Genomic DNA, 21,461 nt, shown 5'->3' on the forward strand with positions numbered 1-21,461 from the left:
TGTCTCCCCCTGTCGAAGGGGCGGCATTCTACCGGGCGCCACGCAGGCGGGCGGAAGTTTTTGCCGGTACGCCGACGCCGCTCATCGCCTTGCCGGCCGTTCGCGCCGAAACATCCTGAACCACGCGGACATTTCCCAAATGCCGACTGTCTACTGGCAGTAAGCACAACGATGTTTCAAAATCGTGAATCCCAAAGACTTTTTTGGAACATCCTTATCAAGGATTCTCGCTGCCGCTCATCAGGAGTTCCTGTGCGTCCACTCAGCCGTTGGCTCTCATCTTGCGGCTCGCTTCTGGCGCTGGCCGCGCTGTTCCTGGTCGTTCCCCTCGCCGGCCGCTACTGGCTCGGCTGGTCGACGCCGTTCGGCTATCTCTCGGACCTGGCCCTCGGCAGCCTGCTGGTGCTGCTCCTGCATCGACGCTCCCTTTGGTTCGCGCTCCCGGTCATGCTGCTCTGGTGCCTGTTCCTGATCGGCAATGCCGAACTGGTCGGCGCGGTCGGGCGCATGCCGGAACCTTCCGACCTCAAGTACCTGCTGGATCCGCAGTTCGTCAGCAGCTCCACCCAGGGCGGCGGCCTCGCCCACCTGCCACTGGCGCTCGGCCTCGGTGGCGCGACATTGCTTTGCGTGCTGCTCTGGCGTCGCCGCGGTCCGCGCCTGCCGCGCTATGCCTACGCGCTGCCGGCGGCGTTCCTGGCGGCGCATGTCGGCCTGCAATACCTGCGTCCGAGCGACGCCGACCAATGGCAGCAGTACAACCTGCCGCACAAGCTGCTGGCCAGCGCGCTCAGCAGTGGCCAACTGGCGGTCGAAGACTGGCTCGCCGACGACCGTCCGGACACCCCGCCGGACGTCGCCGGGCTCAACCAGCTCGACCTTTCCGGAACGCCGTTGCTGGCCGGCGGAGGGCGCGCGCGCAACGTCCTGATCGTGGCCATGGAGGGAATCCCCGGCGCGTATATCGCCGCCAACCGCGCCGCCATCAACAGCAGCTACCACGAAGCGCCGATGCCCAGACTGAGTGGCTGGGCCGAACGGGCGATGACCACCCCGGACTACGTGCTGCACAGCCACCAGACCATCCGCGGCCTCTACGCCATGCTCTGCGGCGACTACAGCAAGCTCGACTCGGGCACGCCGAAGGGCGTCGAGCTGCTGAACAACCCTGCCCGGGCCAGGGAGTGCCTGCCCGCCCAGCTGCGCCAGCACGGTTTCAGCACGCACTTCCTGCAGGGTGCCGGCCTGCGCTTCATGGCCAAGGACAAGGTCATGCCGCAGATGGGCTTCGACAAGACCCTCGGGCGCGACTGGTTCCGCAACACGTCCTACCTGGAATTTCCCTGGGGCATGGACGACAAGGCCTTCTTCGAGGGCGCCGCGACCTACGTGAAGCAGCTGCGCCAGCAGAAGAAACCCTGGATGCTGACCCTGCTCACCGTCGGCACCCACCAGCCCTACTCGGCGCCTGCCGACTACCTGGCCCGCTACCCGAACGCCAAGCAGGCCGCGGTGGCCTATCTCGACGACGCGATCGGCGCCTTCCTCGCCGACCTGGAGAAACAGGGCGTGTTGCGCGACACCCTGGTGGTGCTCACTTCCGACGAATCCCACGGTGTCGACCAGGTGCGCCTCGCCTCGGCCTGGGGCTTCAACCTGGTGCTGGCACCGGAACAGGCGGCGCTGCCGCCGATCAAGAGCGGCGTCTACGGCCACGTCGACCTCGCCGCGTCCGTCCTCGACTATTTCGGCTACCGCGTGCCGGCGGGGATTTCCGGGCGCTCGCTGTTCCGCGACTACGCCAGCGGTCGCGAAATGATGTCCTACACCAACGGCATGCTGCGCCACCACGACGGCAAGGCCACCTTCGTCGAGTGCGATTTCCAGCAGGTCTGCCGGCGCTACCGCAGCGAGGGCTTCATCGCCGACGAAGCCGAGTTCCTCGGTCGCTTCAGCGGACGCCAGGCACGCCTGGTCAGCCAGCGCGCCGCCGTCCTCGACCACTCCGTGCAACAGGCCGGCCAGTTGGGCCAGGAGTTCCAGTTCGCCACCCACGAACGCATCCGCCTGAAGCCGGAAACCCACAACGACTGGACCGACAACCTGATCGGCGCGCAATACCTGGAGATGCCGAAGAACAGCAGGACCACGGTCACCCTGAAGATCCGCGCCTTGCAGATGGACCGCAACGGCGCCCGGGTGACGCTGAAGACCAAGGAGTTCGAACGCGACGTTCCCATACCGGTACCGGACATCCCGCGCCTGCTCAAAGGCAAGCCGCTGGACATGAGCTTCACCTTCGACAACCCGGAAGCGCGCAAGGCCTTCTCCTTCCACTTGCTCGCCGAGGGCCGCGGGATCATCGAGATCAGCGACTTCCACGTGGTCACGGCGGCCAACCCGGAACCCGTGGAAAGCCGCAGCCAGGTCGCCGAAGCGGCGAAGGAACAGCCGCTGCTGAGCACCCTGAAAAGCCTGTTCGCCAACCGCCCCGAAACCGAGGAAGCGGAACGCGCGGACGCCCCTCGGGAGCGCACCGTCATCCCCGAGCAGAAGGCCCTGATCCTTTCGCACTGACCGCGCCGGAGCGGCCCGCCCGGCCGCCGCGCGCTCCCCGCTGAACCCAGCGCCGTCGCTGGCGTCGAAGATTCGCAAGCAACCAGGCGAAACGGAGAACGGCATGAAGCACCTGGCATTCCTCGCCCTCGGCGGACTCCTGCTGGCGCCCCTGGCCGAAGCGGCCAGCTTCGATTGCGAAAAGGCTGAGCGAGCGGACGAAAAGGCCATCTGCGCGAACCGGGCGCTGAACGACAAGGACGTCGAGATGAGCGTCAAGTACCACTTCCTCCGCGGCCTGTTCGCCATGGGCGGCCGCGGCGCCATGCAGGACCGGCAGCAGGACTGGCTGCGTGAGCGCCGGCGCTGCGGTGGCGACACCGACTGCCTCTCCCGTGCCTACGCGCAGCGTATCGACGAGCTGGACAAGCAGTACGCGGGTATCGACAAGCCGCTCTGAAGCTAGCGTCCGCCGACGGCGAACTGCAGTTCCGCCAGGCGCGCATAGAGCGGGTTCTCGGCGATCAGACGGGCGTGGCTACCAATCGCCACCAGCCGCCCCTGGTCGATCACCGCGATGCGGTCGGCGCTCTGCACCGTGGCCAGGCGATGGGCGATCACCAGGGTGGTACGTCCGCTCATCAGGCCTGGCAGGGCCTGCTGGATCAGGTGCTCGCTTTCCGCATCCAGGGCGCTGGTCGCCTCGTCGAGCAGCAGCACCGGCGCGTCTACCAGCAACGCCCGGGCGATCGCCAGGCGCTGGCGCTGGCCGCCGGACAGGCCGATGCCGCCCTCGCCCAGGTGGGTGGCGTAGCCCTGCGGCAGACCCAGGATGAACTCGTGGGCATGCGCGGCACGCGCTGCGGCCTCGACCTCGGCGGCGCTGGCATGCGGACGGCCGTAGCGGATGTTTTCCTCGACGCTGCCGAAGAACAGCGCGGGGTTCTGCGACACCAGGGCAAAGCTGCGGCGCAAGTCGGCCGGGTCCAGTTCGACGATCGGCTGTCCGTCCAGCAGCAGCCGTCCCTGCTGCGGATCGAAGAAACGCAGGAGCAGATCGAACAGGGTCGACTTGCCGGCACCGGAAGGTCCGACCAGGGCCAGGGTTTCCCCCGGTTCGACGGCCAGGCTGATGTCGTCGATGGCCCAGTGTTCGGGACGGGTCGGATAGGCGAAGCGCACCGCCTGCAATTCGATCCTCCCGCTCACCCGCGCCGCCAGCTTGCGTGGTTGCGCTGGCGGGCGGATCTCGCTGCGCGCCCTGAGCAGCTCGGCGATGCGCTCTGCGGCGCCGGCAGCGCGCTGCAATTCGCCGATCACCTCGCTGAGGGTGCCGAAGGCCATGCCGACGATCAGGCTGTAGAAGACGAACGCGGCCAGTTCGCCGGCCGAGATGCTGCCGGCGATCACGTCGCGGCCGCCGACCCAGAGCATGATGCCGACCGCGCCGAGCACCAGCACGATCACCACGGTGATCAGCCAGGCGCGCTGGGCGATGCGCTTGCGCGCGGTGTCGAAGGCGCGTTCGACGGTGCCGGCGAAGCGCTGGCGATCCTGCGCCTGGTGGTTGTAGGCCTGCACGGTCTTGATCTGGCCGAGGGTTTCGCCGACGTAGCTGCCGACGTCGGCCACCCGGTCCTGGCTTTCCCGCGACAGGCTGCGCACGCGGCGGCCGAACAGCAGGATTGGGGCGATCACCAGCGGCAACGCCAGCACCACGATGCTGGTCAGCTTGGCGTTGGTGACGAACATCAGCAGCACCCCGCCGACCAGCATCAGGGCATTGCGCAGGGCCATCGACAGCGAGGAACCGATCACCGTCTGCAGCAGCGTAGTGTCGGCGGTCAGGCGCGACTGGATCTCGGAGCTACGGTTGGTTTCGTAGAAACCGGGATGCAACTCGATCAGGTGGTCGAACACGCGCTTGCGGATATCGGCGACGAAGCGCTCGCCGATCCAGGACACCAGGTAGAAGCGCACGAAGGTGCCCACGGCCAGGCCGAGCACCAGCACGAAGAACAGCAGGATGTAGCGATTGAGCAATTCGGGCGAGGCGGTGAGGAACCCCTGGTCCACCAGCAGGCGGATGCCCTGGCCCAGGGACAGGGTGATCGCCGCGGTGAACAGCAACGCCACCAGGGCCCCGAGCATGCGCCAGCGGTAAGGCGCCATGAAGCGCCAGGCCAGGCGCAGGGCGATACGTTGGCGGGAGGAGAGAATGGCTGGCATGCGGCGCTCGCTCGGCGGCTGGGGTTCCGCAGGTTAGCACCGGGAACGCAGCGAGGCGATGCATGCCCCGGCCGGCAGCGCGATGATATCGACGTATATATCCGGGCAACTTAGCCGATAACTAATCGTGAACTTTTCATTATTCTCGATATAGGCGAGTTAGAGCCCCGGAGAACTTTCTCGCTCAATTAGTGCAAACATTGGAATTCATGCCGGGATGCGCGAAGGAGTTATCCACCTGGCGGTATCCTGCGTCGCCCGGGGTCGGCGGGACATCCAGCCGCGGAGACCTCGAGCAGTTCGCCGCCGGCTCGCCAATGCCGCAGCGCCTCGCTCGGGTATTGCCTAACGGACTTTATAGAAAACAGCAGGTTACGTCCGAAATCTGATCGACAATATTCAAGATGAAATAAAACGCCGCTTCGGTTATAATGAACGGCCATATTTAATGCAGAGACAGGTCCCCGGATATGGCCATCATGAAGAAAACCGTCGCGCCGAAAGCCGCCAAGCCGGCTCCCGCGGTCGAAACCCGCGAATCCATCGAAGCGCAGGTCGCCGCCTTCCTCCAGGCCGGCGGCGAGATCCAGAAGATCGCCAAGGGCGTCAGCGGCCAGGTCTACGGCCCGTCGCGGCAGATCACCATCAGCAAGAAGCGCTGATCGCCCGCCCCTCGCCGGGGACTACGAAGGGGATGGCAGGCCGGCACGCAGATGTGCCACGCTCCATCCCCTTTTTCATTGCCTGAATCCCGAGCCCTTCATGCCTGGCCATCCCGATCCACTGCACGGCGTCACCCTGGAAAAACTGCTCACCGAACTGGTCGCCCACCACGGCTGGGCGGAGCTTGGCAAACGGGTCGACATTCGTTGTTTCAGGAACGACCCGAGCATCAAGTCCAGCCTCGCCTTCCTGCGCAAGACGCCCTGGGCCCGGGAAAAGGTCGAGGCGCTCTACGTCCAGCTCAAGCGCAACCAAGGCTGAAGGCTAGCGCGCCAACCCCAGGCGCAGCAATTGCCCGTCCTTCTGGTCGGTGAGCAGGTAGAGATAGCCGTCCGGGCCCTGCCGCACGTCGCGGATGCGCACCCCGAGATCGCCCAGCAGGCGCTCTTCGTGGACGACCCGGTCGCCATCCAGTTGCAGGCGGATCAGTTCCTGCGTCGCCAGCGCGCCGATGAACAGGTTGTGCTGCCAGGCCGGGAAGCGCTGCGCATCGTAGAACGCCATGCCGCTGATCGCCGGCGACTTCTCCCAGACATGGTGCGGCGCCTCGGTACCGTCGACGGCCTTGCCCCTGGCTTCGGGGATCGGCAGCAGGGTGTAGTTGATTCCATGGGTCGCCAGCGGCCAGCCGTAGTTCCCGCCGGCCTGGGGTATGTTGATCTCGTCGCCGCCGCGCGGGCCGTGCTCGTGGGTCCAGAGCCGGCCGGTCCAGGGATTCAACGCGGCGCCCTGCTGGTTGCGGTGGCCATAGCTCCAGAGCTCCGGCCGCGCGTCTGTACGGCCGACGAAGGGATTGTCCTTGGGAACGCCGCCGTCCGGATACAGGCGGACGATCTTGCCCTGCAACTTGTCCAGGTCCTGCGAGGTGCTGCGCTGGTTGTTCTCGCCGAGGGCGATGAACAGGTGGCCCTTGCCGTCGAAGACCAGGCGCGAGCCGAAGTGATGGCCGCTGGAAAGCTTCGGCAACTGCCGGAAGATCACGTGGAAACCCTCCAGCCGTCGCTTGTCCGCCGATAACCGGCCGCGTCCCGCCGCCGTTCCGGCGCGGCCGTCCTCGCCGGCCTCGGCATAGGTCAGGTAGACCAGCCGGTCCTCGGCGAACCCCGGCGACAAGGCGACGTCGAGCAGGCCCCCCTGGCCGCTGGCGAAGACCCTGGGTACGCCTTCCAGCGGCGCCGACAACTGGCCCTCGGGACTGACGAAACGCAAGCTGCCGGGCCGCTCGGTGACCAACATGCCCTGGTTGTCCGGCAGGAAGGCGACGGCCCAGGGATAGGCCAGACCGCCAACCACCGGGGTGACCTCGACGGCGCCCAGCTCGCTGTCGTGGCGACCGGCGTCCACCGCCTCGGCCGACGGGGCGAGCAGTGCGACAGCGCTCAGCAGGATGGCATTCAAAGACAGGCCCGGCATGCGTTCTCTCCTTCCCCAAGCAAAAACACCACTCTAGTCGCAGATCCGCCGCGCCTGGCGGTCCGCACACGGGCTGTAACAAACCCGCCCCTCAAAGCAAGGCGACCATTTCCTTGAGGGTCACCGCCCAGGTGCCCTTGGCATTGATATAGCGATAGCCGAACCGGGAACCGTGCGCCTCGCTGGTGATCACCGCGTTCCAGGCCTGCCCGCGCGGCAGGTCGTGGGCCGGGTCGAGGAGCAGGAAGGCACGCTCGCTCATGCCGATGGCCAGGCCCCAGTGGCGGATATCGCTGCCCTTGCGGCCGTGGAAACCGAGCACTACCGGAAAGCCGGCCTCCAGGTATTCGCGGGTGTGCCGGACCAACCTGCGCCCCTCGCCCTTGAGGGCGAAATGCTCGGTATCGTTGATCTCGGCCAGCAGCTCCAGCAGGTCGACGCCGGTGGTGCCGACGCGCAGCAGCGGGCCGTGCTGGTCCAGCGCCTTCATCAGGCGCCCGTAGCGACTGCGACTGTCGACCCGCTCCAGGCCCTTGGCCTGGCGCCGGCGCAGTTGACCGCGGACCAGCATCGCCATGACCAGGCAGTAGGGCCCGCAGGCGCCGTCCATGTCGCCCTGGCGCAGATGGACCTTGTCGCCATTGGCGTTGCACAGGCCGCCGCTGCCATCCTCGTCCAGGTCCCATTCCAGGCCATCGATCAGGCGTGACTGCATGAGGGTCTCCTCTCCGGTTCCTTAAGTTGGGACCGAGCGGGCGCCGAATCATTCCTCGGCGCCCATCGCCACAACGAGTAAACTGGCGGTCTTTCATTCCAGTAGCCTCGCCATGACCGACCCGATCCGCCTGTCCAAACGCCTCGCCGAACTCACCGCCTGCTCGCGCCGCGAAGCCGAGCTGTACATCGAGGGCGGCTGGGTCAGCGTCGACGGCGAAGTGATCGAGGAGCCACAGTTCAAGGTGCTCGACCAGCGCGTGGAGCTGCTGCCGGGCGCCCGCGCGGAAACGATCGAACCGGCCACCCTGCTGTTGCACAAGCCGGCCGGCTGGCGCCACGACGATTTCGAAGGTCTGCTCGCCGCGGGGCGGCGCTGGAGCGATGACCCCAGTCCCTTGCGAGCGCTGAAGAAACACTTCGCCCGCCAGCGTCCCACCCTCGCGCTGGACAGCGAGGCTTCCGGGCTGGTGGTGTTCAGCCAGCAGCACGGCGTACTGCGCAAGCTGGTGGACGACGGTGCACGGCTGGAGCAGGAATACCTGGTCGAGGTCGCCGGCGACCTGGCCGCCGGCGGCCTCGAGCGCCTGCGCCACGGCCTCGCCTACCAGGATCGCAGGCTATCGCCGTGCAAGGTCAGCTGGCAGAACGAAAGCCACCTGCGCTTCGCCCTCAAAGACGTGCTGCCCGGCCAGTTGCGCTTCATGTGCGAAAGCGAGGGGCTGGAAGTGCGGAGCATCCGCCGCCTGCGCATCGGCGCGCTGTCGCTGGCCAGGCTACCGCTCGGCGAATGGCGCTACCTCGGCCTCCACGAACGCTTCTGAGCGCTCATTCGCGGCCACGCAGGGCGCGCCCCGGCGACTGCCCGCAGACCCGCCGGTACATGGCGATGAACGCACTGTCGCTGGCGTAGCCCAGGGCGTGGGCGACCTCGGTCACCGAGCGGCCTTCGGCCAGGCGTCTCCGCGCTTCGAACAAGCGAGCCTGGGTTCGCCAGCGAGAGAAACCCAGGCCGGTCTGCTCGGTGAACAGACGCGCCAGGGTCCGCCCGCTGGCGCCGACCTCGCGTCCCCATGCCTCGATGCTCCAGCCCAGCGCGGGTTGCGCCAGCAGCGCCTCGGCCACCTTCAGCGCCCGCGCATCGCGCGGCATCGGCAGGCTCGCGGCGTGTGCCGGGGCGGTCGCCAGTTCATCGAACAGTGCGCGCAACAGCGTCAGGTGCCGCCCTTCCAATTGCAAGTCGGCTGCCCAGCCGGTCATGCGCAGGATCAGTTCGCGCAGTAGCGGCCCGACCTCGAGGACCTGGACGCTGTCCGGCAGCTCGGCGAACGCCGAGGGTTCGAAGTACAGGCTACGGTAGGCGAAGCGCCCGTGAAGGACCGTGCGATGCGGCACGCCGGCCGGCAGCCAGGCGGCCTGGAGCGGCGTCAATTGGCAAATGCGCTCGGCGAAATACAGCGTGACGCTACCGGCCGCCATGTACAGCAACTGCGCGCGCCGGTGGCAATGCCAGTCGCTGCGGTGGCCGGTGCTGTCGACCTCGAGGCCGACCACCGGGCAGCGGGCGAGATCGGGATCCTCGACCCGTTCGTAGGGATAGCGCGGCACCTTGTCCTCTTCGCGATGTTTTCCGTCCTGACCGCAGCATTCTGCCAGGCGCAGGCGACCTAGGCTTGGCTCTTTTTTCCGGAGCCATCATGCCTGACCGTCCTCGCCCTCCCCTGCTGCTGGTGCTCGCCCTGCTAGCCCTGCCGCAAGTCGCCGAAACCATCCTTTCCCCCGCGCTGCCGGCCCTGGCCAGCCACTGGCGACTGGACGACGCTACCAGCCAGTGGACCATGGCGCTGTTCTTCGTCGGTTTCGCCCCCGGCATCTGGCTCTGGGGCTGGCTGGCCGACCGCCTCGGCCGACGCCCGGCTCTGCTCGGCGGGCTCGGCCTGGCGGCCCTGGCGACCTTCGGTGCCTGGGCCAGTACCGACTATTCCTACCTGCTTGCCTGTCGCCTGGTCCAGGGCCTCGGCCTGGCGACCTGCTCGGTGACGGTGCAGGCCAGCCTGCGCGATGTACTGCAAGGCACGGCGTTGATGAGCTATTTCGTCACGCTCGGCGCGGTGCTGGCCTGGTCGCCGGCAGTCGGTCCCCTCGGCGGCCAGTGGCTGGCCGACCTCGGCGGGCATCCGGCGGTGTTCGCCACCCTGGCGGTGCTGCTCGCCTCGCTGGCGGCGCTGGTCGTCCCGGCCTGGCCGGAAACCCGTCCGCTGCTGGCGGGCACGCCCGAGCCCGCGACCCTGGCGATCTTCCGACGGGTCCTGGCCGACCGCCCGCTACAGACGCGCGCACTGCTGGTGGCGGTGCTCAATGTGCTGGTGTTCTCCTTCTACGCCGCCGGGCCGTTCATGGTCGGCGACCTGCCCGGCCTGGGCTTCGGCTGGATCGGCCTGGCCATCGCCATTGCCGGGAGCCTCGGCGCCTTGCTCAACCGACGCCTGCCGCGCACCTGGAACAGCGCTCGCCGGGTACGCTTGGGCCTGGCGCTGGCGGCCGCCGGCGCGACAGCGCAGACGCTGTTGGCCGCCGGCGGATACGCCGAAGGCCTGTACTGGGCCCTGCCAGCCCTGCCGATCTTCATCGGCTTCGGCGTGGCGATTCCCAACCTGCTGGGTCCGGCGCTGCACGCCTACGACGATTGCCGGGGACGCGCCGGAGCCCTGTTCGGGCTCGCCTACTACCTGCTGATCGGCCTCGGACTGGGCGCGTCCACCCTGCTACCGTTCGACCGTCCCTGGCCGCTGGCGGCGTACTGGAGCCTGCTGGGCCTGGTCGCACTGCTGCTGGCCAGGCGGCTGCCGGAATGAAAGCGGCGCCAGGTACGCCCGTGCAAACCGGACGACCGGCCCGGAAAGCCGGATAGGGCGGCCGTCGCGACGCTGCTATGCTGTGATGGCACAGCGCCCACGCGGACCCGCAGAACGTGGCCAGAACGACGCTCGAATCGATCCAGCACGCCATCGAGGTGAATTCGTCCCTGGCCCTTCCCATCGCCCTGGAGAATCTCTCGCGTCTGACCCACCTCGCGCTGCTGACCGTCCCCTTCAACCTGATCCACATCCTGGTGTTTTCCCTGAAGGACTTCCGCCCGGACCTCGGCCATCAGCTCTGGCGCCAGGAAATCATGTACGCCCATGGCGCCATGGCCCTGCTCTTCGGCGGCATCGGCCTGCTCGCGCTATGGCTGCGCCGCCAGCCACCCAAGCTGTGGCGCATGCGCCTGCTGATCCTGCTGGGCGGCGCAGGGATCATAGGCTTCGGCGTCGCCATCGCCTGCATCGACCAGCGCATCACCAGCAACATCACGCCGCTGCTGCTGGCCTGTTTCGCCTGCGCCATGTTCATCCTGATCCGCCCGGCCTACGCCGTGCCTTTCTACGGCCTGGCCATGCTGGTCTTCCAACTGGCGATGGGCTACGCCCAGGCCGACCCGCAACTGCGCCTGTCGAACCAGGCCAACGGCCTCACCGCGTTCGGCCTCGGCCTGCTGCTGTCGCTGATCCTCTGGCACGGGCACGTGCGCAACCTGCGCCAGCAACGCAAGCTGGAGTTGCAGCGGCAGGAGCTGGAGGAGAAGAATCGCCAGTTGGAGTACCTGGCCGGTCACGACCCGCTGACCGGCCTGTTCAATCGTCGCGAATTCGACCAGCTGGTGCTCATGGAACTCGCACGCATCGCTCGCCAACCGCAGCCGCTGAGCCTGCTGATGGTCGACCTGGATCACTTCAAGTACATCAACGACCGCTATGGGCACCCCTTCGGCGACGAGGTCATCCGCCATGCCGCCAACCTGCTGCGCGGCAATACCCGTAGCAGCGACAGCGTGGCGCGCCTGGGCGGGGAAGAATTCCTCCTGCTCCTGCCCGACACCGCCGAGCAGCAGGCTCGCAGCCTTGCGGAAAAACTCCGCGAACGCCTCGAAGGTACCCCGCTGGCGACGCAGGACGGCGTGCTCTGCCTGACCGCCAGCTTCGGCGTGGCCAGCCTCGACGGAGGCGGCCAGGCCAGCTACGAGCAGCTCTACAGCGCCGCCGACCAGGCTCTCTACCGGGCCAAGAGCAGCGGTCGCAACCGGGTGGAAGTGATTCGCCTGGCCAGCCTCGCGGAAAGCCTGCGGTAACAATTGATCGGCCGGCCCTGACGAGCGGTCGGTCAGCCGCCCGAACCTTGGTTAAGATGGTCCGTGGCGCTCTAGCTCGCCGCTCTTCCTGCCCTTCCGACCTGCCCGACCTCGCCCGGCCCCATGCCGCGGCCTTGCCGTTGGCGTCGTGCGGGAAGACCGGCGCAGCGCCGTTGTCCGCATTACCAGGGGAGAACCATGCTCAAGCACCTGCTCGTGCTCACCTGCGCCCTGCTCGCCAGTTCCTCGGCCCTGGCCCAGGTGATGGCCCGCGACCTGGGCGATTTCGAACTCAAGCTGGCCACCAGTCCGACCCGCAGCATGGCCCAGGGCCTGGTCACCCCGGGCAGCTCCGGCAGTTTCCACGGCGGCCTCGACCTAAGCCACGAAAGTGGCTGGTACATCGGCAACTGGACCTCCAACCTCGACCCCGGCAAGCCCACCGAGATCGACTCCTACGCCGGCTTCAAGCGCCCGCTGAACAACCGCCTGGGCTACGAAATGGGCCTGATCCGCTACAGCCGCCCGGAGCAGCCGGCCAACGACGCAGCCGAACTCTACGGCGGCCTGTCGATCTTCGGCAGCCGGCTCGGCGCGGCCCTGAGCAGCGACCCGGGGCGCAACGACACCACCCTGTTCGCCGACCTCGGGGTCAACCCGCCGTTCGGTTTCGACGTCACCCTGAAGTACGGCAACCATCGCCTGGACAACCCGGCGAGCCTCAGCGGCGGGGGCTACGTGAGCGTCTTCAACGACTGGTCGGTGAACCTCTCGCGGCCCTGGCTGGGCATCGACCTGAACCTGTCCTACAGCGGCACCAGCCTGACCGGCAGCGATTGCAGCGCCTACTCGGGACACAACAGCTACTGCGACACCACGTTCATGCTGAAGGCGTCGCGTCCGTTCTTCTGAGTCGTCAGTCGTCCTGGCGGCGGGTACGCTGGGCGAGTTCGTCGAGCTGTTTCTGCTCGCGCTTGTCCTCGGCCTGGCGCGCCTCTTCCAGGTAGCGCTCGACCAGCTTGCGCAGCCCTTCCAGGCGGGCGTATCTCTCCTGCCAGTTGAGCCGCGCCTTGTCCACCGCCTCGCGGTGCCAGGTCACGCTGTTGGCCTGCTGGGCGACGGCGGTCTCCAGTTGCGAGAGGAAGCGCTGGTAGTTCATCAGCCACTGGCCGCTGACGCCCTTCTGGCCCTGGCTGATCCATTGCTGCTGGTAGTCGTTGCGGTAGCGTTCCAGCTCCGCCAGCTTCTGCTGTGCCGCGAGCAATTGCTGCTGGCACCTGCCCAGCTGGGTCGCGGCATCCCGCTCGGCCTTGCTGGCCATGTCCACCACCGGCGCCAGCCGCGCCGCGCGCTTCTCCATGCCTCAGGGCGCCTCAGGCCTGCCCGCCGGCGAGCAGGCTCGCCAGCCGCGCACGGCTTTCCGCCAGGCTTTCGCTTTCGTCGAGGCCCTGGCGCAGGAACTGGCGCATGACCGGGAAGCGTGCGATGGCCAGGTCGGTCTCGGGATCGCCGCCGGCCACGTAGGCACCGACGCTGATCAGGTCGCGACTCTGCTGGTAGCGCGACCAGAGCTGCTTGAAGCGCTGGGCGTCGCGCAGGTGCTCGGCCTCGACCACCTGCGGCATCACCCGGCTGATCGAAGCTTCGATATCGATGGCCGGATAGTGGCCTTCCTCGGCCAGCCGCCGGGACAATACGAAGTGCCCGTCGAGCACGCCGCGAGCGGCGTCGGCGATCGGGTCCTGCTGGTCGTCGCCCTCGGAGAGCACGGTGTAGAACGCGGTGATTGAGCCGCCACCGGCTTCGGCATTGCCGGCGCGTTCCACCAGCTTCGGCAGCTTGGCGAACACCGATGGCGGATACCCTTTGGTCGCCGGCGGCTCGCCGATGGCCAGGGCGATCTCGCGCTGGGCCTGGGCGTAGCGGGTCAGCGAGTCCATCAGCAGCAATACGTTCTTGCCCTTGTCGCGGAAGTACTCGGCGATCCGCGTGCAGTATTGCGCGGCGCGCAGGCGCATCAGCGGCGCGTCGTCGGCCGGCGAGGCGACCACCACGGAGCGCTTGAGGCCTTCCTCGCCGAGGATCTCGTCGATGAACTCCTTCACCTCGCGACCCCGCTCGCCGATCAGACCGACGACGATGATGTCGGCCCTGGTGAAACGGGTCATCATCCCCAGCAGCACCGACTTGCCCACCCCGGTACCGGCGAACAGGCCGAGGCGCTGGCCGCGGCCGACCGTGAGCAGGCCATTGATCGAGCGGATGCCGACGTCGAGAGGTTCGCTGATCGGGTGGCGCTTGAGCGGGTTGATCGTCGGGCCGTCCATCGGCACCCAGTCTTCGGCGCGCATCCCGCCCTTGCCGTCGAGGGCGCGGCCGGCGCCGTCGAGCACCCGGCCGAGCATCGACATGCCCATCGGCAGGCGCCCGGTGTCCGGCAGCGGCACGACCCGCGCGCCAGGCGCGATGCCGGCGAGGCTGCCGACCGGCATCAGGTACACCTTGCTACCGGAAAAGCCCATCACTTCGGCCTCCACCTGCACCGGGTGGTAGCCGCTTTCGTTGATCACGTTGCAGCGGCTGCCGACCGCGGCCTGCAGGCCTTCGGCTTCGAGGGTCAGGCCGACCATGCGCAGCAGGCGGCCCTCGACCACCGGCTGCGCCGGCAGCGAGACAGCCTCGGTGTAGCCCTCCAGGCGCCTGGCGAAACTGGTTCGCTCAAGGCGCATCGACGTCTCCGGGGGCGTCGAGGTCGATCCGGATGTCGCTGGCCAGCGGATGGGTCGCCTGTTCGCGCTGTTGCTCGAACAGTTGCTTCACTGCCTGCGCCAGGCGCGTCTCGATGGTCGCGTCGATGCGACTGTGCTCGGTCTCGATGCGGCAGCCGCCGGGCAGCAACGAATCGTCCTCGAGAATCCGCCAGCTCTCTTCGTGGCGCTCGCGCAGCGCCTTGACCCGCTCGAAGTCCTGCGGGTTGACATGGATACGGATGTTCGCCGCGCCCATCGGCAGCAGCTTCAGAGCCTCGCGCAGGACCTGGCGGACATGGCTGGAGTCCATGTGCAGTTCGCGCTGGATCACCTGGCGGGCAACGTGGTTGACCAGGTTGACCATGCCCTGCTCGATCAGGGCGTCCTGCTCGGCGATGGGTTCCAGGAGCTGCGTCATCAGGCGCTCGAGACTTTGCAGGCGCTCCTTCAGCGCCTCCTCGGCTTCCTGCCGCGCCTTCAACTGGCCGGCGTGGAAACCGTCGCGCTCGCCGGTGGCGAAGCCTTCGTTGTAGGCGTCCTGGCGGATCGCCTCGATTTCCTCCAGCGTCGGCGGCTTGACGGTCTCCAGCTCGACCTCTTCCACCGCCGGCGGCGCCGGCGCGGGTTCGGCGACCGCGGGCACCTGCGGCGCGGCAACGGCCGGCTCGTCGCGCGGCTCGTCGAAGCTCGGCAACGACCAGAGGCCGAAGGCCGCCACGTCCTTGCCGCGGATCAGTTCGCTGGGATTGTCTTTGTCCTTGTCGTGGGGGACCACCTCAGATCATCTCCTCGCCACCCTTGCCGCCCAGCACGATATCGCCGGACTCGGCCATGCGCCGGGCAATGGTGAGGATTTCCTTCTGCGCACCTTCCACTTCGCTGACCCGTACCGGCCCCTTGGCCTCCAGGTCGTCGCGCAGCAGCTCGGCGGCACGCTTGGACATGTTCTTGAAGACCTTCTCGCGGATCGCCTCGTCGGAGCCTTTGAGCGCCAGCACCAGTACGTCCGAGGAGACTTCCCGGAGCAGCGCCTGGATGCCGCGGTCGTCGACGTCGGCGAGGTTGTCGAAGACGAACATCAGGTCCTCGATCTGTCCGGACAGGTCTTCGTCGACCTCGCGGATCGAATCCATCAGTTGGCCTTCGATGGAGCTGTCGAGGTAGTTCATGATGTCCGCCGCGCGCTTGACCCCGCCCATGGTAGTGCGGGTGGCGTTGGAATTGCCGGCGAACTGCTTCTCCAGGATCAGGTTGAGTTCCTTCAGCGCCGAGGGCTGCACGGTGTTCAGCGAGGAGACGCGCAGGACGATATCCAGGCGCACCTTGTGGTCGAAATGGCTGAGCACCTCGGCGGCCTGGTCGGGATCGAGGTAGGCGACCACGATGGCCTGGATCTGCGGGTGTTCGTAACGGATCACGTCGGCCACGGCACGCGGCTCCATCCACTTCAGGCTGTCCAGGCCGCTGGTGCTGCCGCCGAGGAGGATGCGGTCGATCAGGTTGTTGGCCTTGTCCTCGCCGAGGGCCTGGGTGAGCATCTTGCGGATGTAGCCGTCGGCACCGACGCCGAGGCTGGTCTGGTCGCCGACCACTTCGACGAACTCGCCCATCACCTGCTCGACCTGTTCGCGGTGCACGTTGCGCATCGACGCCATGGCCACGCCGACCCGCTGCACCTCTTTCGGCCCCATGTGCCGCAGCACCTGCGCCGCGTCGGTCTCGCCGAGCGACAGGAGCAGGATGGCGGCCTTGTCGACCTTGGTCAGTTTGGCGGCGAGACGATTCTCACTCATGGCGCTTACTCATCGGCGTTGATCCACTCTTTCACGACCTGGGCGACGCGGCCCGGGTCCTGTGCGACCAGGTTCTTGATCGCGTTCAATTGCGCATCATACCCCTCCGTGGGGCTCGGCAGGAGGATGCTCGACGGCCCGCCGATGCTCACCCGGTCGTCGGCCAGCGAGCCTTCCAGGCCACTCTCGCCCAGCGCCAGGTCGCCGTCGCGACCGCCGCCGCCGGCCAGCGACTTGCCCTTGCCGCCGCCGGTGATGTTGCTCAGCACCGGACGCAGCACGCCGAACACCAGGACCAGGATGAACAGCACGCCGAGCACCTGCTTGACGATGTCCCAGAACCACGGCTGCGAGTAGAACGGAATGCTGTCGATCTCTTCGGCCTGGGCCGGGGCGAACGGCGCGTTGATCACGCTGACGCTGTCGCCGCGGCTGGCGTCGTAGCCCACCGAATCCTGTACCAGGCGGGTGAAGCGCGCCAGTTCGTCGGCGCTCCAGGGCTGGTGGCTGACCTCGCCGGTCTTCGCGTCGACCTTCATCTGGTCGTCCAGCACCACCGCCACCGACAGTCGGCGCAAGCGCCCCTGCTGCTGCTTGGTGTAGCTGATCGAGCGGTCCAGTTCATAGTTGCGGGTGGTCTGGTCGCGCTTGTCGGTCGGGTACGGCGCCAGCTCCGGCTTGCCGGTCTTCGGATCGATGATGGTCTGGCCGTTGGCGTCCTTCAGCGGCTGGCCCGGCGCGACGTAGTCGGCCGGCGCGCTGGCGGTGGCCTGCTGCGGCGCGCTGGCCGGGCCCGGCGGCTGGTTCGACAGCGCCCCCGGCACGCCCTGCGGGCCGGACGAATTCTGCCGTTCCTCGTTGTTGCGTTGCTCGCTGCGCAGGGCCGGCTGGTCCGGGTTGTACATCTCCGAGGTCGACTCGACCGCGCTGAAGTCGACGTCGGCGGACACCTCGGCCTTGTAGCGACCGTTGCCCAGCACCGGTTGCAGGATATTGTGCACGCGCTGGGTGAGCAGGCCTTCCATGCGCCGGGTGAAGTCGAACTGCTTGCCGGCCATGGTCAGCTCGGAGAGTTCCTGCTGGTCGGAGAGCAGGTTGCCCTTCTGGTCGACCACGGTGACCTGCGACTTGTCCAGCTCCGGCACACTGGTGGCGACCAGGTTGACGATCGCCATCACCTGGCTCGGCTCCAGGCTGCGACCCGGATACAACTCGACCAGCACCGAGGCGCTGGGCTTGCGGTCGTCGCGGACGAACACCGAACTCTTCGGGATCGCCAGGTGCACGCGGGCGGCCTTGACGTTGTTCAGGCTCGACACGGTGCGCGCCAGCTCGCCTTCCAGGCCGCGGCGGTAGTTGGTGGCTTCCATGAACTGGCTGGTGCCCAGCGCCTGTTCCTTGTCGAGGATCTCGAAACCGACGTTGTTGTCGGTCGGCGCCACGCCGGCGGAGGCCACCTTCATGCGTGCCCGGCCGAGGTCGTCGGCCTTGACCAGCAGCGCGCCGGAGTTGGGTTCGACCTTGTAGGGAATGTCCGCCGCGGTCAGCGCTTCCACCACACGGTTCGCGTCGACCCCGTTGAGGCTGCCATAGAGCGGCTTGTAGTCCGGCTGCTGGGACCAGAGCACGACGGCGAAGCCGATCGCCACGCTGGCGGCGAGACCGACCAGCAGGCCGATCTGGCGCAGCATGGTCATCTCGGAAAGGTTGTCGAGGAACGACAGTCCCGGGAAGGATTTCTTCAGCATCCCGGCACCGCCGCTCTTGGCGGGAACCTGGCTGTCGATCAGTGCATCGGCCATGAACTAGTTATCCTCGCGCCGCTCAGACCGGCATCTGCATGATGTCTTGGTAGGCCTGGACCAGTTTGTTGCGCACCTGGGTCATGGCCTGGAACGACACGCTGGCCTTCTGGCTGGCGATCATCACGTCGGTCAGGTCGACGCCGCTCTGGCCGACCTCGAAGGCGTTGGCCATCGCGGTGGAGGCCTGCTGGGTCTCGTTCACCTTGTCCACGGCCTGGGAGAGCATTTCCGAAAAGCTCGGCGCCCCCACTTCGGCCGGCGCCTGAACCGGTTTGGCCTTGGCCATGGCTTCCATTTGCATGGAACGCATTTCCAGCATCAGACGATTGAACTCGACACCCTGACTCATGACTCTTCCTCCAACAGCCGCGGCTTTTTTGACGCCGCCCGGCACTTTGCAGAGGAGTTAGCAACAAGGGTGCCAAGTCGACCCCAAGGCCCGGCATCGGCGTTCGCCGCCAATGCCCGCGACCGCTGCAGGGTCCGTCCCTGCTCCGGTTATCGGCAGGCGCGCACGCTCGAACAGCCCTGGGCGACGACCGGCGGCGGACGCATAAGGCCCGCACGAGGCGGGCCTGGGGAACATGGCGAGCCCTCAGATGGCGTAGAGATAGGCCTCCACGTCCATCCCCGCGTCGCGCATCTGGGCGAGCTTGTAGCGCAGGGTCCGTGGGCTGATGCCAAGGCGCTCGGCAGCCTCCTTGCGGCGGCCGCGCTCGGTGCGCAGGGTATCGATGATCACCTGGAATTCGCGGCGGCGCAGGTCGTCGCCCAGCGCGCCGCTAGCGTCCTGGCCTGCGGCCGGCGACGGAATCTCGACGCTCGGCGGGGTGGCCGGTGGCATTGCCGGCATGGGCACCGGGGCCTCGAGCGGCATGCCGATCGGCGCGGTGAGGCACAGGTCGGCGGGCTGGATCAGGCCGCCCTGTTGCAGGATCAACGCACGCTGGATGGCGTTGTCGAGTTCCCGTACGTTGCCCGGCCAGGCATGCCGGACCAGGCACTGGGCGGCCTCGGGGCCGAGCGCCACCGCGCCGAGGTTCATCTTGCGGCTGTGCTTGCGCAGCAGACGCTCGGCCAGCGGCAGGATGTCCGCAGGGCGTTCGCGCAGCGGCCGCCAGGCCAGCGGGAAGACCGACAGGCGATAGTAGAGGTCCTCGCGGAAACGCCCCGCCGCGACTTCCGCCGCGAGATCGCGGTTGGTCGTGGCAAGCACGCGGATATCCAGGTTGATCGGCTTGCGCGCACCGACCCGCTCCACCTCGCGCTCCTGCAATACGCGCAGCAGCTTGGCCTGCAGGCCGAGGGGCATTTCCGATATCTCGTCGAGAAGAATGGTGCCGCCGTCGGCCAGCTCGAACTTGCCGGGCTGGGCGGCAATGGCGCCGGTGAAGGAACCTTTCTCGTGGCCGAACAGGGTGGCCTCGAGCATGTTGTCCGGGATCGCCGCACAGTTGATCGCGATGAACGGCTTGCCGGCACGCGGCGATTGCTGGTGGATATAGTTGGCCAGGACTTCCTTGCCGGTCCCGGACTCGCCGGAGATCAGCACGGTGGAATCGCTGCGCGCGACCCGCGCGGCCAGTTCCAGTAACTGCCGGCTGGCCGGCTCCAGGGCCACCGGACCATCCTCCTCGCTGCCCGGCAACTGGCCCAGCGCATGGCGTGCCACCAGGTCGAGCAGCGCCCGCGCCTCGAACGGCTTGACCAGGTAGTCGGCGGCGCCCTGGCGCATCGCCTCGACGGCGCGATCGACCGCGCCGTAGGCGGTCATCAGCAACACCGGCAGGTGCGGGTAGCGCGTACGGATCAGGCCGAGCAACTGGTGTCCGTCCATGCCCGGCATGTTCACGTCGCTGATCACCAGGCTGAAGGCTTCGCGGGCCAGGACCGGCAGCGCCGCCTCCGCCGAGTCCACGGCGACGAACTCGTGACCGCCCAGCAGCAGGGTGTCGCTGAGGGCTTCGCGTAGTGCGCGGTCGTCTTCGACCAGCAGGACTTTGGCTGCCATGGGGTTACTCCTGAATCGCAGAAAGAGGCGCCGCCGGAATCAGCGGCAGGATCAAGGTGGCGCAGGTGCCGCGCCCCGGCCGAGAGCGCAACTGCAATTGCCCCTGGTGGGCGCGCGCCACGGCCTTGACCACCGCCAGGCCGAGCCCGGTACCGGTGGTCTTGGTGGTGAAGAAGGGTTCGCCCAGGCGCGCCAGGGTCGCCGGATCCATGCCCGGTCCGTTGTCGCTGACGCTGAGGCGCAGGCTGTCGGCGCGGGCATAGAGATGCACCTTCAGGCGCAGTTCGGGCCCGCAGGCCTGGATCGCGTTCTCCACCAGGTTGAGCACGGTGCCCACCAGGGTGTCGCGATTGCACAGCAGCTCGCCGCCGCGCGCCTCGCACTGCCAACGCACCTGGAGCCCCTGGACATGGACTTCGGCCGCCGCGCGCAGGCTGTCGAACAGCGCCTTCGGCGCCACCCGGTCGGTCAGCGGCAGCTCGCCGCGGGCGAACACCAGCATGTCGCGTACCTGATGCTCCAGTTCGTGCAGGCGCTCCTTCAGGCGCCCGGCGAAGCGTTGCTGCTGGTCGGTCGGCAGCGCCTGCTCGCTGAGGTGCCCGGCATAGAGCAACGCCGCCGACAACGGCGTGCGGATCTGGTGGGCCAGCGAGGCGACCATCCGCCCCAGCGCCGACAGGCGCTCGTGGCGCGCCAGTTGCTCCTGGAGACGGCGGGTATCGGTGAGGTCGTTGAGCAGGATCAGTTGACCCGGTTCGCCGTTCAGCGAGCGGGTGGCGATGGACAGGCGACGTCCGTCGCGCAGGGAAATCTCGTGGCCGTCATCCTCGCGCGGAGCGAAGCAGCGGGCGATCACCTCGCGCCAGAGCATGCCCACCAACGGTTCGCCAAGCAGGCCCAGGGCCGCCGGGTTGGCCTCGCGGACCACACCATGGGCATCGATGACGATGACGCCGCCGGGAAGCAGGTCGAGCAGGCTCTGCAAGCGGTTGGCCAGGCGCTCCTTTTCCGCCAGCTCCTCCATGCGCTGCGCGCTGACCAGGGCCAGTTGCCCTTTCAGCTCGGTAACGCGCTCCTCCAGCAGGCTGTAGGACTCGCTGAGCTGGCTGGACATCTGGTTGAACAGCGCGAAGGCCTGCTCGAGGCCGGCGCGGCTGGTGGCCTCGGCCGTATCGGCTGGCTGCTCGGTGAAGGCGTTGAGGGCTGGTTGCATTGCGTTTCTCTCGGTCGGCGCGACGTCATGGTTCTGTCGGTCGACGGAGATATAGCAATACCCGTGCCTAAATTTTTTTCATTTGA

Annotated in this window: 20 protein-coding genes; 8 read left to right on the forward strand and 12 right to left on the reverse strand. The window is 67.5% G+C overall.

The annotated features are described in order from the left end of the window. Window positions 1–252 precede the first annotated feature (252 nt). Both HMPREF2914_RS04070 and HMPREF2914_RS04075 read left to right on the forward strand, forming a co-directional pair. Entirely contained in the window at window positions 253–2,577 is a 2,325-nt protein-coding gene (locus tag HMPREF2914_RS04070; RefSeq protein ID WP_023092120.1) for an LTA synthase family protein, read from the forward strand. A 103-nt stretch (window positions 2,578–2,680) separates the two neighbouring features. After that, window positions 2,681–3,016: a lysozyme inhibitor LprI family protein gene (locus HMPREF2914_RS04075; RefSeq protein WP_003086480.1), complete on the forward strand. Its 336-nt coding sequence runs from the start codon at window positions 2,681–2,683 to the stop codon at window positions 3,014–3,016. Between the two features lie 2 nt (window positions 3,017–3,018). On the opposite strand, the gene hcuC is transcribed toward HMPREF2914_RS04075, so the two are convergent. Beyond that, window positions 3,019–4,785 carry a hydrophobic compound transporter HcuC gene (gene hcuC, locus HMPREF2914_RS04080; protein WP_003086478.1) on the reverse strand — a complete coding sequence of 589 codons (1,767 nt, stop codon included), beginning with the start codon at window positions 4,783–4,785 and terminating at the stop codon, window positions 3,019–3,021. A gap of 470 nt (window positions 4,786–5,255) precedes the next feature. Between hcuC and HMPREF2914_RS04085 the strand changes: the two genes are divergently transcribed. Continuing rightward, a complete protein-coding gene (locus HMPREF2914_RS04085) occupies window positions 5,256–5,447 on the forward strand; it encodes a hypothetical protein (protein WP_003109112.1) in 192 nt (63 codons plus the stop codon). A gap of 100 nt (window positions 5,448–5,547) precedes the next feature. Beyond that, window positions 5,548–5,769: a VF530 family protein gene (locus HMPREF2914_RS04090; protein WP_003082243.1), complete on the forward strand. Its 222-nt coding sequence runs from the start codon at window positions 5,548–5,550 to the stop codon at window positions 5,767–5,769. Window positions 5,770–5,772: 3 nt separating this feature from the next. Here HMPREF2914_RS04090 and hcuB read toward each other — a convergent pair whose 3' ends face one another. Together hcuB and hcuA are read right to left on the reverse strand one after the other, a co-directional pair. Further along, the gene (gene hcuB, locus HMPREF2914_RS04095; protein ID WP_023092121.1) at window positions 5,773–6,921 is read right to left on the reverse strand and encodes a hydrophobic compound transporter HcuB; all 1,149 of its coding nucleotides are present in this window, start codon (window positions 6,919–6,921) and stop codon (window positions 5,773–5,775) included. 91 nt (window positions 6,922–7,012) lie between these two features. Continuing rightward, window positions 7,013–7,636, reverse strand: coding sequence for a hydrophobic compound transporter HcuA (hcuA, locus tag HMPREF2914_RS04100; RefSeq protein WP_003086467.1), 624 nt, complete (start codon window positions 7,634–7,636; stop codon window positions 7,013–7,015). 112 nt (window positions 7,637–7,748) lie between these two features. Here hcuA and HMPREF2914_RS04105 point away from each other — a divergent pair, with 112 nt between their 5' ends. After that, complete coding sequence (locus HMPREF2914_RS04105) at window positions 7,749–8,459, forward strand: rRNA pseudouridine synthase (protein ID WP_023092122.1); 711 nt, start codon at window positions 7,749–7,751, stop codon at window positions 8,457–8,459. A gap of 4 nt (window positions 8,460–8,463) precedes the next feature. On the opposite strand, the gene HMPREF2914_RS04110 is transcribed toward HMPREF2914_RS04105, so the two are convergent. Continuing rightward, window positions 8,464–9,243: an AraC family transcriptional regulator gene (locus HMPREF2914_RS04110; protein WP_023092123.1), complete on the reverse strand. Its 780-nt coding sequence runs from the start codon at window positions 9,241–9,243 to the stop codon at window positions 8,464–8,466. 89 nt (window positions 9,244–9,332) lie between these two features. Here HMPREF2914_RS04110 and HMPREF2914_RS04115 point away from each other — a divergent pair, with 89 nt between their 5' ends. From HMPREF2914_RS04115 to HMPREF2914_RS04125, 3 genes are all read left to right on the forward strand, one after another. After that, window positions 9,333–10,490 carry a multidrug effflux MFS transporter gene (locus tag HMPREF2914_RS04115; RefSeq protein ID WP_023092124.1) on the forward strand — a complete coding sequence of 386 codons (1,158 nt, stop codon included), beginning with the start codon at window positions 9,333–9,335 and terminating at the stop codon, window positions 10,488–10,490. Window positions 10,491–10,606: 116 nt separating this feature from the next. After that, window positions 10,607–11,803: a diguanylate cyclase RoeA gene (gene roeA, locus HMPREF2914_RS04120; protein ID WP_003086463.1), complete on the forward strand. Its 1,197-nt coding sequence runs from the start codon at window positions 10,607–10,609 to the stop codon at window positions 11,801–11,803. Window positions 11,804–12,001: 198 nt separating this feature from the next. Continuing rightward, window positions 12,002–12,715, forward strand: coding sequence for a TorF family putative porin (locus HMPREF2914_RS04125; protein WP_003086461.1), 714 nt, complete (start codon window positions 12,002–12,004; stop codon window positions 12,713–12,715). A gap of 4 nt (window positions 12,716–12,719) precedes the next feature. Here HMPREF2914_RS04125 and fliJ read toward each other — a convergent pair whose 3' ends face one another. The 8 genes from fliJ to fleS all read right to left on the reverse strand — a co-directional run bounded on the left by fliJ (window position 12,720) and on the right by fleS (window position 21,375). Then, window positions 12,720–13,163: a flagellar export protein FliJ gene (gene fliJ, locus HMPREF2914_RS04130; RefSeq protein WP_003082220.1), complete on the reverse strand. Its 444-nt coding sequence runs from the start codon at window positions 13,161–13,163 to the stop codon at window positions 12,720–12,722. Between the two features lie 13 nt (window positions 13,164–13,176). Beyond that, window positions 13,177–14,532 (reverse strand): flagellar protein export ATPase FliI, encoded by a 1,356-nt coding sequence (fliI, locus tag HMPREF2914_RS04135; RefSeq protein ID WP_003086458.1) that lies wholly within the window; start codon window positions 14,530–14,532, stop codon window positions 13,177–13,179. Continuing rightward, window positions 14,522–15,328 carry a flagellar assembly protein FliH gene (fliH, locus tag HMPREF2914_RS04140; RefSeq protein ID WP_003082217.1) on the reverse strand — a complete coding sequence of 269 codons (807 nt, stop codon included), beginning with the start codon at window positions 15,326–15,328 and terminating at the stop codon, window positions 14,522–14,524. Before fliH ends, fliI begins: the two co-directional genes overlap by 11 nt. Before the next feature lies 1 nt (window position 15,329). After that, window positions 15,330–16,346 carry a flagellar motor switch protein FliG gene (gene fliG / locus HMPREF2914_RS04145; protein ID WP_003082212.1) on the reverse strand — a complete coding sequence of 339 codons (1,017 nt, stop codon included), beginning with the start codon at window positions 16,344–16,346 and terminating at the stop codon, window positions 15,330–15,332. 5 nt (window positions 16,347–16,351) lie between these two features. Next, window positions 16,352–18,148, reverse strand: a complete 1,797-nt coding sequence (gene fliF, locus HMPREF2914_RS04150; protein ID WP_003109118.1) for a flagellar basal-body MS-ring/collar protein FliF — start codon at window positions 18,146–18,148, stop codon at window positions 16,352–16,354. A 22-nt stretch (window positions 18,149–18,170) separates the two neighbouring features. After that, a complete protein-coding gene (gene fliE / locus HMPREF2914_RS04155) occupies window positions 18,171–18,500 on the reverse strand; it encodes a flagellar hook-basal body complex protein FliE (RefSeq protein WP_003086454.1) in 330 nt (109 codons plus the stop codon). Between the two features lie 246 nt (window positions 18,501–18,746). Continuing rightward, window positions 18,747–20,162: a sigma-54-dependent response regulator transcription factor FleR gene (fleR, locus tag HMPREF2914_RS04160; protein WP_003086452.1), complete on the reverse strand. Its 1,416-nt coding sequence runs from the start codon at window positions 20,160–20,162 to the stop codon at window positions 18,747–18,749. A gap of 4 nt (window positions 20,163–20,166) precedes the next feature. After that, on the reverse strand, window positions 20,167–21,375 hold the full coding sequence (gene fleS, locus HMPREF2914_RS04165; protein WP_003086450.1) for a sensor histidine kinase FleS: 1,209 nt from the start codon (window positions 21,373–21,375) through the stop codon (window positions 20,167–20,169). Window positions 21,376–21,461 lie beyond the last annotated feature (86 nt).

It is taken from the genome of Pseudomonas sp. HMSC067G02 (assembly GCF_001813485.1).
GTDB lineage: Bacteria > Pseudomonadota > Gammaproteobacteria > Pseudomonadales > Pseudomonadaceae > Pseudomonas > Pseudomonas aeruginosa.

Bases quoted from the DNA above. Each gene is read 5' to 3' on its own strand.
- HMPREF2914_RS04090 (WP_003082243.1), top strand. From the start codon at position 5,548: ATGCCTGGCCATCCCGATCCACTGCACGGCGTCACCCTGGAAAAACTG.
- hcuA (WP_003086467.1), bottom strand. From the start codon at position 7,636: ATGCAGTCACGCCTGATCGATGGCCTGGAATGGGACCTGGACGAGGAT.
- HMPREF2914_RS04115 (WP_023092124.1), top strand. From the start codon at position 9,333: ATGCCTGACCGTCCTCGCCCTCCCCTGCTGCTGGTGCTCGCCCTGCTA.
- hcuC (WP_003086478.1), bottom strand. From the start codon at position 4,785: ATGCCAGCCATTCTCTCCTCCCGCCAACGTATCGCCCTGCGCCTGGCC.
- fliI (WP_003086458.1), bottom strand. From the start codon at position 14,532: ATGCGCCTTGAGCGAACCAGTTTCGCCAGGCGCCTGGAGGGCTACACC.
- fliJ (WP_003082220.1), bottom strand. From the start codon at position 13,163: ATGGAGAAGCGCGCGGCGCGGCTGGCGCCGGTGGTGGACATGGCCAGC.
- fliF (WP_003109118.1), bottom strand. From the start codon at position 18,148: ATGGCCGATGCACTGATCGACAGCCAGGTTCCCGCCAAGAGCGGCGGT.
- fliG (WP_003082212.1), bottom strand. From the start codon at position 16,346: ATGAGTGAGAATCGTCTCGCCGCCAAACTGACCAAGGTCGACAAGGCC.
- HMPREF2914_RS04125 (WP_003086461.1), top strand. From the start codon at position 12,002: ATGCTCAAGCACCTGCTCGTGCTCACCTGCGCCCTGCTCGCCAGTTCC.
- fleR (WP_003086452.1), bottom strand. From the start codon at position 20,162: ATGGCAGCCAAAGTCCTGCTGGTCGAAGACGACCGCGCACTACGCGAA.
- fleS (WP_003086450.1), bottom strand. From the start codon at position 21,375: ATGCAACCAGCCCTCAACGCCTTCACCGAGCAGCCAGCCGATACGGCC.
- HMPREF2914_RS04085 (WP_003109112.1), top strand. From the start codon at position 5,256: ATGGCCATCATGAAGAAAACCGTCGCGCCGAAAGCCGCCAAGCCGGCT.
- fliE (WP_003086454.1), bottom strand. From the start codon at position 18,500: ATGAGTCAGGGTGTCGAGTTCAATCGTCTGATGCTGGAAATGCGTTCC.
- HMPREF2914_RS04105 (WP_023092122.1), top strand. From the start codon at position 7,749: ATGACCGACCCGATCCGCCTGTCCAAACGCCTCGCCGAACTCACCGCC.
- HMPREF2914_RS04075 (WP_003086480.1), top strand. From the start codon at position 2,681: ATGAAGCACCTGGCATTCCTCGCCCTCGGCGGACTCCTGCTGGCGCCC.
- hcuB (WP_023092121.1), bottom strand. From the start codon at position 6,921: ATGCCGGGCCTGTCTTTGAATGCCATCCTGCTGAGCGCTGTCGCACTG.